Consider the following 14299-nt stretch of genomic DNA (forward strand, 5'->3'; position numbering starts at 1 on the left):
GATCCGACCGGGCCGCAAGCCGCCAAGACTGAGGCAAGTCCCGCAACGCCTTCCACCGTGCGCCAGTTCAGCGGCAAGTTGACGGCCGACGGCATGCTGACGCTGCAGTCCGGCGACGGCGAGCTCGGCCGCTGGGCCTTCGCCATAATTCCCGACAAGCCGCCGCAGATCCGCTTTGTCGGCGAGCCGAAACGCGCGGTCAACGGTGCTTTCGAGCTCAACTACCAGATCGACGATGACTATGGGGCGGCCTCCGCAAAGGCGGTTTTCGCATTGACCGATCCGCAGGCGCCCAAGGCGCATCCGCTCTATGGCCCGCCGGAAATGCCGCTGACGTTGCCGCGCCGCGGCGGCAAGGCCAATGCCGCCAAGACGACGAAGGACCTGACCGACCATGTCTGGGCCGGTGGCAACATCAAGCTGTCGCTTGTCGCCACCGACGGTGCCGGACACACGGCGACCAGCGAAACCAAGACGCTGGTAATGCCGGAGCGGCCATTCTCCAATCCATTGGCGCGGGCGGTGGTCGAGCAGCGCCGCACACTGGCGCTCGACGCCCGTGCCAAGGACCGCGTGCTCGACCTGATGGATGCGATCACGCTCAGGCCGGAAGACACGTTCGACAACATGGCGCACTACCTCGCCATCATGAGTGCCCGCACCCGGCTGAAGATGGCCGACAGCGACGACCAGTTCCGCGACGAGGTCGCTTACCTCTGGGAGATCGCGCTCGGCATCGAGGAAGGCAATCTGTCGGCGGCCGAGAAGCGGCTGCGCCAGGCGCAGCAGGCGCTGCAGGATGCGATCAAGAACGGCGCCAGCGACCAAGAGATCGAGAAGGCGATGAAGGAACTGCGCGAGGCGATGAACCAGTTCCTGCAGGAATTCGCCGCGCGGGCGCAGCAGAATCCGAATGCGCCACAGATGCAGCAAAACGGCCAGGAACTGCGCCAGAGCGACATCAACCGCATGATGGACCAGATCGAGAACCTGGCGAAATCCGGCAATCGCGACCAGGCGCAGCAATTGCTGTCGGAGCTGCAGGACATGATGAACAATCTGCAGGCAGGCCGCCAGCAACAAGGCGGTCAGCAGGACAGCGAGATGCGCCAGCAGATGGACAAGCTGGGCGAAATCATGCGGCGCCAGCAGGAGATGATGAACGACACTTTCCGCATGGACCAGATGCAGCGCGGCCAGCAACAGCGCGGGCAGAACCGCGACGAGCAGCTCGGCGAGAACGGTGAGCCAGGCCCGATGGACGAACAGGGCAAGCCCGGCCCGAGTGACGACCGCGATCCGCTCGGCCGGCCGAAGCCGATGACGCCGCAGGAATTTGCTGATGCGCTGAAGCAATTGCAGGAAGGCCAGGGCAAGCTGCAGAGCGAGCTCGATCAATTGAGGAAGAGCCTCGAAGGCATGGGCCTCGACCCCAATGAGGGGTTTGGTGAGGCTGGCAAATCCATGGGCAATGCCGAACAGGCGCTCGGCGAGGGCGAAGGCGACCAGGCCGTCGGTCACCAGGGCCGCGCATTGGAAGCCTTGCGCAGGGGCGCCAAGGACATGATGAAGCAATTGCAGGCGATGCAAGGCGACCAGGGCGGCAACGGGCAGGGCGGGCGACAGCAGAATGCCGACCGTGACCCGCTCGGCCGGCCCCGCACCAGCGAGGGTCCCGATGACGGAAGTTCGGTGAGGGTGCCTGACGAGATCGACGTGCAGCGTGCCCGCCAGATCCTCGAAGCGATCCGCAAGCGGCTCGGCAATGCACTCAGCCCCGATATCGAGCGCAGCTATCTGGAGCGGTTGCTGGAGCTGAAGTAAGGCTGCCCCCCAATATTCGGAAGATCGCCGTGCGGTCCGTGGTGGCCGCCACCGCCGGACTGAGCGGCACGTTTTAACGGTTGGTGAACGCCTCGCGGATCGCCTCTTCCATACCGTCGATGGCCTCGCCGGAAGCGTTCGGATTGCGCCGCAGCACTACGTTCGAGGAATCGATGTCGCCGAACCCGTCGGCGGCCGTAAGCTCGCGGCAGCCGGCCGGGATGTTGCTGCGCGAGATCGGCGCAATCGCCAGCCCGGAGGTGACGGCGAGCCGCAGGCCGCCATTGGTATCGCTGGTGTAGGCGACACGATAGGCGAGATCGCGCTGTTCCAGCGACTTTATCGCGAAATCCTTGCACCAGCCGGCACGGTTGTAGAGCGCGATCGGCACCGGCCGCTCCTCATGCATGTGATGCAGCTCCGATGTTACCCATACGGTCGGGTCATGCATCAGCACCTCACCGCCTGACAGATCCTGCCATTCGAACACCACCGCCAGATCGAGATCGCCGGCGGCGAGCGCCGTGATCTGCGCACCGGAATGCGCGTAGCGGACAGTGATGTCGACCTGAGGATGGCGCTTGGCAAAGGCGCCGAGCGCGCGCGACAGGATCGCGTGGCCATATTCCTCCGGGATACCGATGCGCACCGGCCCGCCAAGCGGCGCCGCGACCATCGATGCCGCCGTCTCGTCGAGCAGTGAAACGATGCGCCTGGCGTTGGCGATGAGCTCGCCGCCGCGCCGCGTCAGCGCCACACCGCGCGAGCCGCGCTCGAACAGGCTGTCGCCGACCATGCCTTCGAGCCTCTTCATCTGCATCGAGACCGCCGACTGGGTGCGGCCGGCCCGCTCCGCCGCCTTGGTGAAATTGCCGGTGTCGGCGACCGCCACGAAGGTGCGCAACAGGTCGCTGTCGAGATTGGGTCGCATGTGCCCGCCATAAGAAAAACTGATAGCTGGCATCATTCCAATTCGTTTGCAACATGTCAAACGGCGGACGATAGTTGCCTCACCCATTGGATATGCGGCCGCGAAATCGGCCGCGGACCAAGCAAAAGTCCTCACTCGTACCCGCTGCCCGAAACGGTGGCGGGTTCTTTTTACCCGGATGCAGGCCTGCGTTCGGCCGCACACGCAGGAGACCGGAGCGCCTATGCAGAATCGGCTTGTGCTCGGCATCCTCAGCCTCTGTCTCGGCGTGCTGGTCTTTTCGCTGCAGGACCCGCTGGTCAAGGCGGTGTCGAGCCACTATCCGGTCACCGAGGTGATGGCGATCCGCTCGATCGTCGCCCTGCCGATCCTGGTTTTCCTCGTCCACGCCGATGTCGGATTGCAGGCGATCCTGTCGAAGCGGTTCGGCATGCTGACGATGCGCGCCTTCATCCAGTTCACCTCCTATACGGCCTACTACCTGGCAATCGCCGCCCTGCCGCTGGCTGACGCGGTGGCGCTCTATTTCATGGCGCCGCTGTTCATCATGGCATTGGCCGGCCCCTATCTCGGCGAACGCGTGTCCTGGCAGGCGCTCGCCACCGTTCTGGTCGGCATGCTCGGCGTGCTGGTGATGGTGCGCCCGGGCGCCGGCTTGTTCGACTGGGCGGCGCTGCTGTCGCTAGGCTCGGCTCTGCTCTACGGTTTCTCGCAGCTGATGGCACGCAAGATCGGCGACACCGAATCCTCGACCGTCATGGCGTTCTATCAGAACGGCGCCTATCTGGTCGGCGCCGCCTTGGTGGCGGCATTGTTTTGGCTGGCAGGCATTGACCACGCCGTGCATCCGAGCCTCGAATTCCTCGTCCGGCCATGGGTCTGGCCGGCGACGCCGGATCTCCTCAAGATGGGGGCATGCGGCTTCGTCGCCTCGGCCGGCATGATCCTGTTGTCCCAGGCCTACCGGCTGGCGCCCGCCAACGGCGTCGCCACCTTCGAATACACCGGTATCATCTGGTCGCCGCTATGGGGTTTTCTGTTCTTTGCCGAAGTGCCGCGACCGGCGACGGCGGCCGGCGCAGCCCTCATCATCGGCGCCGGCCTGTTTGCGCTCAATGCCAGCCGGCGCCGGAGCGGCGCGCCAGCCATTGCGGCGACCTGCGACCCTGCTTGAAGGCGGTCGGCCTTGGGCTTTAGGCGAAGCAGGCGAGCGCCTGTTCGACGCGGGCGCGGATTTCAGCCAGCGTGAACGGTTTTTGCACGACGTCGAGAATTATGCCGTCCAATTCCTCGGCGCGCTCGCGCTGGTCGGCATAGCCGGTCATCAGCATGATCTTCATCGCCGGGAACAGCGCCGCTGCCGCCTTGGCCATCTCGATGCCGTCCATTTCCGGCATGCGGATGTCGGACAGCACAAGGTCGTAGCCCCCTTGCGCCGCCCGGATCAGAGAAAGACCGTGCGCGCCGTCTGCGGCAATAGTGACATTATGCCCGGCGCGTTCGAGCGCACGGGCGGCGAGGGTGCGGACGGATTCATCGTCCTCGACGATCAGGAGCTTTGCCATGGGCAGGATATTTGGCGGGGAAAAGTTGATGTTTCCTGAACCGCGAGCGGCGATAACCTAATCAAGCGTCGCCCTTGACGATGCCGACGAACGGCAATTCGCGAAACGCGTGGGCGACGTCCATGCCATAACCGACGACGAAATAATCGGGGCAGTCGAAGCCGACATAGTCGGCGTTGAGCGTGGTCTGGCGGCGCATACGCTTGTCGAGCAGCACGGCGAGGGCACAGCTCCTCGCGCCGCGCGACAGCATGAGGTCGCGGGTGAAACTCAGCGTCTTGCCGGATTCCAGAATGTCGTCGATGAGAAGCACGTCGCGACCGGCGACCTCGTTGTCGATGTCGCGCAGCACCCTCACCTCACCGCTGGTCGTGCCGGCGCCATAGCTGGAGATGAAGATGAACTCGACCTCGGGCGACAGGCCGACATCGTGCATGGCACGGATAAGATCGGCGGCGAAGATGAACGATCCCTTCAGCACCGAGATTACCAGAAGGTCGTGGTAGTCGTGCCCGGCGATCTCCTTAGCAAGTTCCAGGTTCCGCCGCGCGATGGCGGACGCCGAAAACAGGACTTCGATATCCTTGCCGCGCACAACTGGCATTGGCTGCCCTTCCAGAATGATCGCCTTTGCAGGCGAAGCCGACCGAAACGGTCCTCAACCCGTTTCTAGGCCTGTCGTGTCGTCTGGCAAGGCCAAATCTTTCGCAGGACGCCCGCGAACGGTCGGATGTCCCCAGCGCGTCGCGAATCGTTTATCTGGTGACCTGTCGACTTTCTGGCGCCGCTCTAACGAACCAGCGCATGGCCGCCCGAAATCCAGAAGGCGGCAAAGGCGGCGCCGACGCCGAAAATCCAGAAGATCGGCCCACCATGCACCCACAACGGCCGTTCGACGGCGGTTTCGGCCTTGCGCAACATGTCCATGCCGTCGATCGAAGGCGTAGAAATCATGCGCGCAGGCGGCGACGCAAAGTCTGGACGTGTAAAATGGCGGGGCAGCACCTCATAGTCGGCATCGATGACGTCGGCGGTCACGTCATGCATGATGCGTTCCGGCTCGGCGGCCGGATCGGTCATGATTTCGCCGAAAACCGGGCGCGCGGTTCGATCCTCAGCCATCATGGCCCAACACTACGGCACCTGTTCGCTGTTCGTTTCTTTTGGGTAAACGGAAATGGTTAACGCTTCCCCACCGGAACCCCTGTGACTCGCTCGAAAAGCCCCCAAATTAACCGTCGGTTAACCATGCCGGCCGATGGTCTTTCCACAGAAAGGGCTGGCATCTTGCCGCCGAGAATTTCAGGTCGTCGAAAGTGATCCGCTTCGAAAACGTCGGCCTCCGCTATGGCATGGGTCCGGAGATTCTCCGCGACATCTCCTTGCATATTCCGGAGCGCTCCTTTCAGTTCCTGAGCGGACCTTCAGGCGCCGGCAAGACGACGTTGCTGCGGCTTTTGTTCATGTCGCTGAAGCCGACGCGCGGCCTGATCACCATTTTCGGCAAGGACCGCTCGCGCATCTCGCGCACCGAATTGCCGCATCTGAGACGGCGCATCGGCGTGGTGTTCCAGGATTTTCGCCTGCTCGACCATATGACCACCTACGAGAACGTGGCCTTGCCGCTGCGCGTGCGTGGCCGCGAGGAGGCGACCTACCGCACCGACGTCACCGAGCTGCTGAAATGGGTCGGCCTCGGCGAGCGAATGCATGTGCTGCCGCCGGTGCTGTCTGGCGGCGAGAAGCAGCGCGCCGCGATCGCCCGGGCGTTGATCGAGCAGCCCGAGATCCTGCTCGCCGACGAGCCGACCGGCAATGTCGACCCGCCGCTGGCGCGACGCTTGCTGCGGTTGTTCATCGAGCTCAACCGGCTGGGCACCGCCGTGGTGATCGCCACACACGACCTCGGCCTGATGGAACAGGTCGACGCACGGCGAATGATTCTGGCCGGCGGAAGGCTGGACATCTATGACTGAGCTCTCCGTCGAACATTCCGAGGGTCAGGACGCCGCGGCGGCAAAGCCCCGCATCCAGCGTAAGTTGGCGCCCATCGTGCCGGCGCAGAACATCGCCGGCCGGGCGCTGGTGCTGGTCATCGCCATCATGACGTTTCTGTCCTGCCTGACGTTTGGCGCAGTCACGCTGGTGCGTGACACCGCCTCCGTCTGGGAGAACCAGATCTCGCGCGAGGCGACCATCCAGATCAAGCCGGTCGACGGCCTCGACATGGAGGCTGCACTTGCGCTGGCCTCGCAGATCGCCGGCGAATTCCCTGGCGTGAAAAGCGCCAGGATCGTCGACCGCGAAGCAACGGCCCGACTGCTCGAGCCTTGGCTGGGCTCGGGCCTGAACATCGATGAACTGCCGGTGCCGCGCCTGATCATCATCACCATCGACGAGAACAGTCCGCCCGATTTCGCCGCACTGCGCGCGGCGATCACGCCGAAGCTGCCGAGCGCCTCGCTCGACGATCATCGCACCTGGGTCGACCGGCTGGTTGCCATGGCCCGCACCACGGTAACGATCGGTATCGCAGTGCTGGCGCTGATGCTGTCCGCGACGGTGCTGACCGTGGTGTTCGCGACGCGCGGCGCCATGGCCGGCAATGGTCACATCATCGAGGTGCTGCATTTTGTCGGCGCCGAGGCGCGCTTCATCGCGCGCGAATTCCGCCGGCATTTTTTGGTCACCGGCATGAAGGGCGCCGCGGCAGGCGGCGCCGCTGCGATCCTCGTCTTCATCGTCTTCTCCTGGTGGTCGTCACGCAACATGGCAACGCCGCAGGCCGATCAGGCGACCGCCCTGTTCGGCAATTTCGCCATCGGCTCGGTGGGTTATCTCGGGGTCGCTGTCATGGTGCTGGTGATCGGCGCGCTGACGGCGGCAACCTCCCATTTCACCGTGGTTACCTATCTCAGCGACATCGACATTCGCCAGCCGGACGCCGGCTAAAGGAAAGATCGATCACGGATGAAAACGCATCGTCACGCAAATTGCATTTTTTTCCTACCAAAGGCCGTATTTCGGGATTAACCATTTCATGATGGACGTTCGGGACTCGACCGATACCGCTGGATGCATGCCAGTGCTGGTTGCGCGCCCGCATGAATTCGCCGAACCCGATGAATTTGCCAAGCCGGATCAATTCGCCAAACCGGATCAATTCGCCAAACATGGGCGGCTGCTGGCAGCCCGCTCCTTGCGCCTCTCGGCTCTCCTTCTGCTCGCCCTTGTGGCGTTGTTTGTCGCCGGCTTCGGCTGGTTCGCCAATACCGTCAGCCGTCTGACGACGCCCGCCAATCCGGCAAGGGCCGACGCTATCATCGTGCTGACCGGCGGCCAGTCGCGACTCGACGCTGCAATGGGCCTGCTTGCGTCAGGCAAGGGCGAGCGGCTGCTGATCAGCGGCGTTCATCCTTCCGCCAGCCGCCGCCAGCTTCAGGCCGCGACCGGCGGCGACAAGAGGCTGTTTTCCTGCTGCGTCGACATCGACCGCGCCGCGCTCGACACGATCGGCAATGCCGAGGAAAGCGCCAAATGGGTCGAGGACCACGCCTACGGCACCGTCATTCTCGTCACCAACAATTATCACATGCCGCGCAGCCTGCTGGAAATGGGCCGGCTGCTGCACGGCGCAAGGCTCGAGCCCTATCCGGTGGTCAACACCAACCTCGAGAATGGCGGCTGGCTGACCAAGCCGGAAGCGCTGCGCGTGCTGTTCACCGAATACAACAAATACCTGCTGGCGCTGGCGCGCGGTATCATGCCGGTGAAGCGAACCGACAGCGTGACGCTGGCCGACGCCGCAGGCGGAAGCTGAACGGCACCGGCACTTTTTATTCCCTGGCTCTTATTCCCTGGCCGCTGCATCCGATCGCAAGCGTGCGATCTCCTGTTCGAGCCGTTCGATGCGCTTGTCGCGTTCGGCCAGCGCCGCCGCCACGTCGGCCGCTTCGAAACGCTGCGGGATGTGCTGCGAGCAATTTGAATCCCAAGCCGAAACCGTAAACAGGATTACCTGCTCGGGTCGCGCCTTGTAGTCTTGCGGCATAAGCTTTGCTGTCAGCTCGCCATCGCCCTCGACGACGCGCGCTTTGCCCCAGATCTTGATGCGCTGCCGGTGTGCATAATCGATCAGGAACAGGAAAGCCTGTGGGTTGTCGCTGAGATTGCCCTGGGTGATGAACTGCCTGTTGCCGGCAAAATCGGCAAAGCCGATCGTCCGTTCGTCGAGCACCTTGAGGAAACCGGCAGGCCCGCCGCGATGCTGGATATAAGGCTGCCCGTCCGCATTGGCGGTCGACAGAAAGACGCTGGTCTGCGCCTCGATGAAGGCGGCGAGATCGGGCGTGATTGCCGCCTGCCAGCCACCACGCTCCTCGACACGGGCATAGGCCTGGCGCGAGCCCTTGCGGGCCTGGATCGCCTTCACCGTCGGGGTGAAGGCAACATCGCTGGTGTGAGCGTTCATGAAGACCCCTCCTTACGCGCCGAGTTGCGCTGCGTTGTTCACTCACGAAATAGGGCCTTCCGTCTTCGAGATGCAGATGCCATATCTGCAACCTATCCTTCCGTTTTTCGGAAGGGCGAAGTTTCGGGAGAGCTATGGATCGCCTCCAGTCCATGTCGCTTTTCGTTGCCGCAGCGGAGACAGGCAGCCTCTCGGCTGCCGGGCGCCGCTTCGGCATTCCGCTGACGACGGTCAGCCGCAAGGTTTCGGACCTGGAAAGGCACCTGAAGACACGGCTGTTGAACCGCTCGGCGCGGCAGCTGTCGCTGACCGATGCAGGCCACGCCTATCTCGCCGCCTGTCGTCGCATTCTCGATGAGGTCGGCGAGGCCGAGCGAATAGCCGCCGGCGAGTACAGCGCCCCGACCGGCGAGCTGATCGTCACTGCGCCGATCGTCTTTGGCCGCCTGCATGTGCTGCCGGTCGTCACCGGCTTCCTCGCCGTCTATCCCGAGGTAAGTGTGCGGCTGACACTCGCCGACCGGATAACTCAGTTGGTCGAAGAGCACATCGATCTCGCCATCCGCATCGGCGAGCTTGCCGATTCGAGCCTGATCGCCATCCGCCTGGGTTCAATCCGCCGCGTCGTTTGCGCGAGCCCGGCCTATCTCACCGAGCACGGCACACCGAAAACGCCGCAAGAGCTTGCAGCACACAGTGCAATCACCTTCGAAGGGCTCACCGCCGCCAGTTGGAGCTTCGCCACCGGCAAGGCCGAATTCACCGTGCCGGTCCGCTCCAGGTTACGGGTCAACACCGCTGAGGCAGCAATCGATGCGGCGATTGCCGGCGTCGGCGTGACGAGGCTGCTTTCTTACCAGATCGCCGCCGCAGTCCGGTCGGGTACGCTACGCCCGGTGCTGCAAGAGTTTGAGCCCGACCCATGGCCGGTGAGCCTCGTCCATGCCGGCCAGGGGCTGCTGCCGGTGAAGCTGCGCGCATTCCTCGACTTCGCCGCCCCGCGCCTGAGACAGCGCCTGCTGCAGGCGGCGTGGCAAACGTGATGAAGACGGCCCATCGCAAGACCGGGCCGATCGCCCGCCTCGCAGCGTTTCCTTTTTGCCGGCGCTTGGTGTAACCAACGCACACCTCCTCACCGGGCACTTGCTGTATGCTCTATCTCCGCTCGCTGGCGTTCAATCTCGCCTTCTACCTCAATTTGATCGTCCAGATGATCCTCTGGACCCCGTATTATTTCCTATCGCCGCGCCATCGCGCCTGGTTCGTGCCGAAATTCTGGTCGCGCACCAGCATGTGGCTCTACGACAAGATCGCCGGCACCAGAAGTGAGATCACCGGCCGGGAAAACCTGCCTGAAGGCTCCTTCATCCTGGCGCCGAAGCATCAGTCCTTCTGGGACACGATCGCTTTCCTGCCGTATCTCGACGATCCCGTTTACATATTGAAACGGGAGTTGACCTGGATCCCGTTCTTCGGCTGGTACATCTTGAAGATGCGGATGATTCCGGTCGATCGCGGCAGCCGCTCGAAGGCATTGAAGATGGTGATCGCCGCGACCAAACAGGAATTGGCGCGCAATGCGCGCCAGCTCATCATCTATCCCGAGGGCACGCGCCGGGCGCCGGGCGACGAACCGGTCTACAAATACGGCATCGTCGAACTCTATGCGCAACTTGGCATTCCAGTCGTGCCGGTCGCTCACGTCGCCGGCCTCTATTGGCCGCGCCGCAAATTCCTGCGCTATCCCGGCACGATCAAGGCGCGCTTCCTGCCACCGATCCCGCCCGGCCTCAGCAAGGACGAATTCATGCAACGGCTGATCGGCGAGACTGAGGCCGCCTGCGACCAGCTCCTCGTCGAAGCGTCGCAGACGCCGAACCCGCCGCCGATGCCGCCGACGGCGATGAAACGGCTTGGTGAGCTGGACGCGAAACCTGAATTGAAAGGCTGACGCAACGGCCGCGGATGCCAGAAGGGCTCACGGCAGGGCAGCCAGGGCGGCTGTTGCAATCAGCGTCACCGCAAACACCAGATTGATGATCCGCGAGGCCAGCGGTTGGCGCAGCAAACGTGCAAAAGCCGCGCCGGCGAGAAGCCACAAGAGATGAATGGCAACGATCATCAAGGCGAGAACCGCCAGCTTGGCTGAAATACCAAGACCGCCGGCGCCGGAAGACGCGCCGGCAAACACGGCGGCAATCGCCACATAGGCTTTCGGATTGGCAACGGCCAGAAGGAACCCGCCAAGGAAAGTAGGAAGCGCCGCCCCACCGACGCGTGCCGCCAGTGGCGGCGCCGTCGCTATCTTGAACGCCAGGTAGAGGATGTAGGCTGCCGAGACGACCGCCAGCAGCGCTGCGAGCTTCGGCAACGCGGCGAGAACGGCCATGATGCCGGTCGCCACCACCAAAAGCACGAGGACCGTGCCGACAACGATCCCCGAGGCATAGCGGAGCGAATCGCGCAGGCCGAACGCGGCGCCGACCGCGGTGACACTTATCGTCGCCGGCCCCGGGCTGCCCATGACGATGGCCGATGCCAGCACAAGCGCCAGCAATTGCTGCCATAGCTGCTGATCGAGAAGAACTTGTCCGGCCATGCGGCGTCCCTGCATCCTGCGACGATGCAGGGACGGTAGGGCAAGGCAGCGGCGCCGGTCTTGAACGATCGTGCGCGGCTATGCGCTGGCCTTGTCGAGCTCGGCGATATCGTCCGGGCTGAGCTGCAACGACGCGGCACGCACCAGGCTGTCGAGCTGGTCGAGCGTCGTCGCGCTGGCGATCGGAGCGGTGACGCCGGGCCGCGCCATTACCCAGGCAAGTGCCACTTCCGCTGGCTTGGCCGAATGTCTGGCTGAAACCGCATCGAGCGCTGAGAGAATGCGCATGCCGCGCGTGTTGAGATAGCCCTTCACGCCGCCACCGCGCGGGCTTTGGCCGAGGTCGGCCTCGCTGCGGTACTTGCCGCTCAGAAATCCTTTGGCGAGGCTGAAATAGGTGATGATGCCGATGTCCTCGGCCGTGCACAGATCGCGCAGCGGACCATCGAAGGACGAGCGGTCGTAGAGATTGTATTCCGGCTGCAGCACCTCGTAGCGCGGCAGGCCGCGCAGGCTTGCTACGTCGAGTGCGGCGCGCAGTTGGGCGGCGTCGAGGTTGGAGGCGCCGGCATAGCGGATTTTGCCCTTGTCGAGCAGTTTCTGGTAAGCGCCGAGCGTTTCCTCATAGGGAGTGGCCGGATCAGGCCAGTGCGACAGATAGAGATCGATGGTATCGACCTGCAGCCGCTTCAGCGAGGCGTCGATGGCCTTTTCGATATAGGCGGCGGACAGGTCCCTCTTGCCCTGTCCCATGTCCGAGCCGACCTTGGTGACGACGACAACCTTTTCGCGGTTGCCGCGGCTCTTCATCCATTTGCCGATGATGGTTTCGGATTCGCCGCCCCGGTGGCCAGCAATCCAGCGCGAATAAGAATCGGCCGTGTCGATGGCGTTGAGGCCGGCGTCGACGAAGCGATCGAGCAGGTCGAAGGAGGTTTTCTCATCGGCGGTCCAGCCGAAGACATTGCCGCCCAGAACCAATGGCGCGATGGATAGGTCGGTGCGACCGAGACGACGTTTCTGCAAGGCTGATCTCCATGGTGATTCATGCTGGGGCGGGTGGGAGCCGCCGACCGGGCTAACCTATGTCGCGCCGCGGCGACGTCAAACGCACAGCCTCCTTTTGCAGCCCGCCGGCGCTTCACAAAACCGCGACCCGCCGCGCCGCGTCCGGGATATCCAAACCAGCAGCCTCTGAAGAAACGATCTGGCAAGTTTAGCACATAGATTGTCAAATCTGCCAATTCTGACTTTTGCCGGCCGACCGTAGGTTTCGCGGCGCCGACGCAAGTCTCGGCACGGTCTGGCCGGGCCCAGACTGTTTGCCCCCGATCGTTTGTTATGGAGACCGGCATGAAAGCAATTGTATTTGACGCAATCGGCTCGCCGCGCGACGTGCTCTATGTGGATGACCTGCCGATGCCGCGGATCGGCGACGACGATGTGCTGCTCAGGATGGTCTCGGCCTCGATCAATCCGGGCGACTTCCTGTTTATCCAGAACCTCTATCCCGAACCGAAGAAGCCGCATTTTCCCCAGCAGATCGCCGGAAATCATGGCGCCGGCATCGTCGAAGCCGTCGGCGCAAACGTCCGGTTGGAACCGGGCACGCTTGTCGCGTTCAGCTATTATGGCAGCTGGGCCGAGTACGCGGCCATTCCCGCCGAATGGCTGATCCCGTTGCCTGCCGGCTATCCGGTCGAACGCGCCGGGCAGATGGTGAACCCCATCACCGCGTGGGATCTGCTGGTGGATTCCCGTGTGCGGCCCGGCTAGTGGCTGGCTGTTACGGCCGGCTATTCGTCGATTTCGACAATGGTGATGCAGTTCGCCCAACGACGCGGCATCAACGTCATCGCGCTGGTGCGGCGCTCGCACCAAAGCTTCGACCTGAAAACGCTTGGCGCCGCCGCCATTCTTGACCTTTCGGACTTGAAGGCAAGTATCCGGGAAGCGGTGATGGATATCACCGGCGGCGCCGGATTGAACGGGATTATCGACAATGTCGGCGGACCTGTCAGCGGCGAATTGATCCGCACCCTGGCGCTCGGCGGGCAGATGGTGATCAATGGCGGCATGAGTGCCGAGCGCTTCGAACTGCACAATTTCGATGTGTTGCTGAGTGGTGTCGAGATCAGGGCGAATATCTATCGCTATTTCTTTTCGCCGCCGGCCGAAGCCGACCGGCCTGTCCTACGCGAGATCATCGACATCTTCGGCCAGTCGGGCTTCCACGTTCCTGTCGGCGGTCTCCACGCGCTGACCGAGTTCAAGCTTGCCGTGGCAAACAGCCTGGATCGCGCCGATCTTGGAAAACAGATTTTCAGGATATAGCCCAGGCCACGACACCGAAGCTACGTCGCGATCCGTCTCGTCACGTCTTCCAGCCAGTGATCGCTTATACCCAGTGCTTCGAGGTGCTCCAGCGTGCTGAGCACGTAATCCTCATTCCTCCCCGACTGGCCGACGGCGCCGCGAACGACGGTCGCCGCCTCGGCCGGGTCGAGCGCACCGGCATATTGCTCATGACTGCGGTCCACGACATAGGCGACGGCTTCGACCATCTCGCCCCCATCCGTTTCACTGTTGTCGAGGCGAACGCTGAGTACACGTTCGAGATAGACGTTGGTGACCAGTTCGCGCTCGCGCAGATAGGTGATGACCTCGTTGCGCAGCTCGCCTGGAACCCGGAACGCGAGCCCGATGCAGGAGCCGCCGCGGTCGAGTCCGAGCACCAGGCCCGGCCGTTCGCGCGTGCCGCGATGCACGAAAGAATAGACGCAGAGCGAACGGCGGTAGCCATGCAGGCGGGCGCGCCGCGTCTCGACATGGGCGAATCCCGGCCGCCAGATCAGTGAGCCGTAGCCAAAAACCCAAAAATCGCCCATATCGCCAAGCCTGATTGTAAC

Annotated in this window: 17 protein-coding genes; 9 read left to right on the forward strand and 8 right to left on the reverse strand. The window is 63.4% G+C overall.

Features of this window, described 5'->3' with window-relative positions; genetic code table 11:
- A partial coding sequence (locus tag E5W70_RS19565) for a TIGR02302 family protein (protein ID WP_292661089.1) occupies nucleotides 1-1824 on the forward strand: 1824 nt, incomplete at its 5' end.
- Nucleotides 1825-1897: 73 nt separating this feature from the next.
- Here E5W70_RS19565 and E5W70_RS19570 read toward each other — a convergent pair.
- Nucleotides 1898-2755 (reverse strand): LysR substrate-binding domain-containing protein, encoded by an 858-nt coding sequence (locus E5W70_RS19570; RefSeq protein WP_292661092.1) that lies wholly within the window; start codon nucleotides 2753-2755, stop codon nucleotides 1898-1900.
- Nucleotides 2756-2978: 223 nt separating this feature from the next.
- Between E5W70_RS19570 and E5W70_RS19575 the strand changes: the two genes are divergently transcribed.
- Entirely contained in the window at nucleotides 2979-3929 is a 951-nt protein-coding gene (locus tag E5W70_RS19575; protein ID WP_292661094.1) for a DMT family transporter, read from the forward strand.
- Between the two features lie 19 nt (nucleotides 3930-3948).
- Here E5W70_RS19575 and E5W70_RS19580 read toward each other — a convergent pair whose 3' ends face one another.
- The 3 genes from E5W70_RS19580 to E5W70_RS19590 all read right to left on the reverse strand — a co-directional run bounded on the left by E5W70_RS19580 (nucleotide 3949) and on the right by E5W70_RS19590 (nucleotide 5400).
- The gene (locus E5W70_RS19580; RefSeq protein ID WP_292661097.1) at nucleotides 3949-4320 is read right to left on the reverse strand and encodes a response regulator; all 372 of its coding nucleotides are present in this window, start codon (nucleotides 4318-4320) and stop codon (nucleotides 3949-3951) included.
- 61 nt (nucleotides 4321-4381) lie between these two features.
- Nucleotides 4382-4924: a hypoxanthine phosphoribosyltransferase gene (gene hpt / locus E5W70_RS19585; protein ID WP_292661100.1), complete on the reverse strand. Its 543-nt coding sequence runs from the start codon at nucleotides 4922-4924 to the stop codon at nucleotides 4382-4384.
- 185 nt (nucleotides 4925-5109) lie between these two features.
- Nucleotides 5110-5400, reverse strand: a complete 291-nt coding sequence (locus E5W70_RS19590) for a hypothetical protein (RefSeq protein WP_292661103.1) — start codon at nucleotides 5398-5400, stop codon at nucleotides 5110-5112.
- 236 nt (nucleotides 5401-5636) lie between these two features.
- Here E5W70_RS19590 and ftsE point away from each other — a divergent pair, with 236 nt between their 5' ends.
- From ftsE to E5W70_RS19605, 3 genes are all read left to right on the forward strand, one after another.
- Complete coding sequence (gene ftsE, locus E5W70_RS19595) at nucleotides 5637-6296, forward strand: cell division ATP-binding protein FtsE (protein ID WP_023677923.1); 660 nt, start codon at nucleotides 5637-5639, stop codon at nucleotides 6294-6296.
- A complete protein-coding gene (locus tag E5W70_RS19600; RefSeq protein ID WP_292661106.1) occupies nucleotides 6289-7272 on the forward strand; it encodes an ABC transporter permease in 984 nt (327 codons plus the stop codon). The genes ftsE and E5W70_RS19600 overlap by 8 nt, the downstream gene beginning before the upstream one ends.
- 88 nt (nucleotides 7273-7360) lie before the next feature.
- Nucleotides 7361-8140 carry a YdcF family protein gene (locus tag E5W70_RS19605; protein ID WP_292661109.1) on the forward strand — a complete coding sequence of 260 codons (780 nt, stop codon included), beginning with the start codon at nucleotides 7361-7363 and terminating at the stop codon, nucleotides 8138-8140.
- A gap of 30 nt (nucleotides 8141-8170) precedes the next feature.
- Here the strand turns inward: E5W70_RS19605 and E5W70_RS19610 are convergent, their stop codons facing one another.
- Nucleotides 8171-8791 carry a pyridoxamine 5'-phosphate oxidase family protein gene (locus E5W70_RS19610; RefSeq protein ID WP_292661112.1) on the reverse strand — a complete coding sequence of 207 codons (621 nt, stop codon included), beginning with the start codon at nucleotides 8789-8791 and terminating at the stop codon, nucleotides 8171-8173.
- Between the two features lie 134 nt (nucleotides 8792-8925).
- Between E5W70_RS19610 and E5W70_RS19615 the strand changes: the two genes are divergently transcribed.
- Both E5W70_RS19615 and E5W70_RS19620 read left to right on the forward strand, forming a co-directional pair.
- Nucleotides 8926-9834: a LysR family transcriptional regulator gene (locus tag E5W70_RS19615; protein ID WP_292661114.1), complete on the forward strand. Its 909-nt coding sequence runs from the start codon at nucleotides 8926-8928 to the stop codon at nucleotides 9832-9834.
- A gap of 107 nt (nucleotides 9835-9941) precedes the next feature.
- Nucleotides 9942-10742, forward strand: a complete 801-nt coding sequence (locus E5W70_RS19620; protein ID WP_292661117.1) for a 1-acyl-sn-glycerol-3-phosphate acyltransferase — start codon at nucleotides 9942-9944, stop codon at nucleotides 10740-10742.
- A 27-nt stretch (nucleotides 10743-10769) separates the two neighbouring features.
- On the opposite strand, the gene E5W70_RS19625 is transcribed toward E5W70_RS19620, so the two are convergent.
- Together E5W70_RS19625 and E5W70_RS19630 are read right to left on the reverse strand one after the other, a co-directional pair.
- Nucleotides 10770-11390, reverse strand: coding sequence for a LysE family transporter (locus tag E5W70_RS19625; protein ID WP_292661119.1), 621 nt, complete (start codon nucleotides 11388-11390; stop codon nucleotides 10770-10772).
- Between the two features lie 78 nt (nucleotides 11391-11468).
- Nucleotides 11469-12416 carry an aldo/keto reductase gene (locus E5W70_RS19630; protein WP_292661122.1) on the reverse strand — a complete coding sequence of 316 codons (948 nt, stop codon included), beginning with the start codon at nucleotides 12414-12416 and terminating at the stop codon, nucleotides 11469-11471.
- A gap of 327 nt (nucleotides 12417-12743) precedes the next feature.
- Between E5W70_RS19630 and E5W70_RS19635 the strand changes: the two genes are divergently transcribed.
- A complete protein-coding gene (locus E5W70_RS19635; protein ID WP_292661126.1) occupies nucleotides 12744-13166 on the forward strand; it encodes a zinc-binding alcohol dehydrogenase family protein in 423 nt (140 codons plus the stop codon).
- Between the two features lie 39 nt (nucleotides 13167-13205).
- The gene (locus E5W70_RS19640) at nucleotides 13206-13724 is read left to right on the forward strand and encodes a zinc-binding dehydrogenase (protein WP_292661128.1); all 519 of its coding nucleotides are present in this window, start codon (nucleotides 13206-13208) and stop codon (nucleotides 13722-13724) included.
- 20 nt (nucleotides 13725-13744) lie between these two features.
- On the opposite strand, the gene E5W70_RS19645 is transcribed toward E5W70_RS19640, so the two are convergent.
- Nucleotides 13745-14278 (reverse strand): gamma-glutamylcyclotransferase, encoded by a 534-nt coding sequence (locus E5W70_RS19645; protein ID WP_292661131.1) that lies wholly within the window; start codon nucleotides 14276-14278, stop codon nucleotides 13745-13747.
- Nucleotides 14279-14299: the final 21 nt, after the last annotated feature.

Origin of the sequence: Mesorhizobium sp., assembly GCF_005063415.1 — a bacterium.
Classification (GTDB): domain Bacteria; phylum Pseudomonadota; class Alphaproteobacteria; order Rhizobiales; family Rhizobiaceae; genus Mesorhizobium.